The sequence below is a fragment of the Kitasatospora sp. NPDC093558 genome (genome assembly GCF_040683475.1).
Lineage (GTDB): Bacteria > Actinomycetota > Actinomycetes > Streptomycetales > Streptomycetaceae > Kitasatospora.
On sequence record NZ_JBFBDY010001094.1, the window covers coordinates 1 to 1,572 of the forward strand.

At 74.7% G+C, this 1,572-nt stretch carries 1 protein-coding gene; it reads right to left on the reverse strand.

Going from position 1 to position 1,572, the window contains the following annotated elements; translation table 11 throughout:
- Positions 1–1,193: HEAT repeat domain-containing protein (locus AB0O00_RS38790; protein WP_363659379.1), on the reverse strand; the 1,193-nt coding region annotated here is incomplete at its 3' end.
- Positions 1,194–1,572: the final 379 nt, after the last annotated feature.

Genomic DNA, 1,572 nt, shown 5'->3' on the forward strand with positions numbered 1-1,572 from the left:
CCGTCGACCAGCGACCCGAGTCCGGTGCCGGCGACCCCGCGCACGGAGACCCAGCGGCGCAGTCCGGCGACCACGAGCGGTGCGTCATCCGGCTCGCCGGCGTCGGCGAGCAACTGGACGGCGGCCTCCCCGAGGGCGCTGTCGGCGCCGCCGGTGGCCGGGTCGGCCCAGCGGCGGGCGTGCGCGAGGACCTCGGGGCCGCGCATCCGGCCGAGCAGCTCAAGGGCGGAGCGCACCATCCGGTCGTCGACGTCGGCGGCCGCGGCCTCGATCAGCTCGGCGGCGACGGGATCGCGCTGGTCGACGAGGTAGCGCATGGCGGCTCTGCGGGCGCCGGGCAAGCCGGCGCGGGCGGCCTCGATGAGCGCGGGCCGGTCCTCGGGGCGGACGACGGCGGTCAGGCAGCGGGCGGCCGCGGCGGCGCGGCGGTCGACGGCATCGGGGCCTGAGGCGGCGCCGTCACCGCGTCCCACCTGGGCGGACGGCTCGGGACGGCCGAGGAAGGCGCCCGCGCCGAGGTCGCCGAGGTCGCCCTGGTCGGCCCAGGCGAGCACGTCGGCGGTGGACCAGCCGGGGGTGACGCCGCTGCGGTTGAGCTGGCGCTGCCACACGTCGAAGGGCGACTGCTCGCCGGCCGCCGCGACCCTCGGGTGGTAGGCCGCCCACAGCCGCCAGGGCCGGGGCTCGTACGCGTTGCGGATGAACTCGCGCAGCTCGGCGTCGCCCTCGGGGCCCGGCGGGAAGCGGTCCAGCACGGCGGTGCCGAGGAGCAGCAGGCCGCGGTCGTCGTCGCGCAGCGCGAGCTCGTCCAGGGCCCAGGCCCAGTTGGCGCCCGTGGCGGCGTACTCGCGCAGCATCAGCAGCGCGTCGCGCCGACCGTACGCGGCGAGGTGGCCGAGGACGGAGAGGGCGAGGCCCGTGCGGTTCTCGTCGTCGCTGACCAGGTCCTCCGCGGAGTGGAGGTGGTCCTCGATGCCGTCGAGGGGGGCTTCCAGCTCCATGTAGAGGCGCGCGTAGTACAGCGAACGGCTCTCGACCTGCCAGTCGGCTCGTGGGTCCCTGGTGACACACTCCTCCAGCGCGGCGATGGCCTCGGTACGGTCGGCGGCCAGCGCATGGAGCTGCCCGTCACCGCGGCCTCGCTGCAGGAGGCCGAGGAGGCTGGCACTGGGTGCTATCACTGGCTCGAACATGAGGTCAGCATCCGTTGCGGCGGTCGTAGTGGCAACGGGATTTCCGTCGCCGGGGGTCTCTGGTCGGTACTGCGGTGGGCGCCCGGGCGCCGGAATCACCGAAGGTTACCGCCTCGGGCCCCCTTCCGCACACAGGGCGACGAACGCTTCGGCCACAGTGGCATATGCCAGAGGAATTTTGCCCACGTTCTGTCCAAATCCCCCACAGGGAGGACGCGGCTGTGCGACAGTCGTTTCACCAACCGCCACGGCTTGCTCACAGCGAGCGAGCCTCCCCCGATCGATGGACCGGTCATGAACATCCCCTCGGCTCCGGCACGCCCGCCGGGCACCGCCCTCGCGGACGGCGCCCCGACGGGCGGTGCGGGCGCGGGCACGG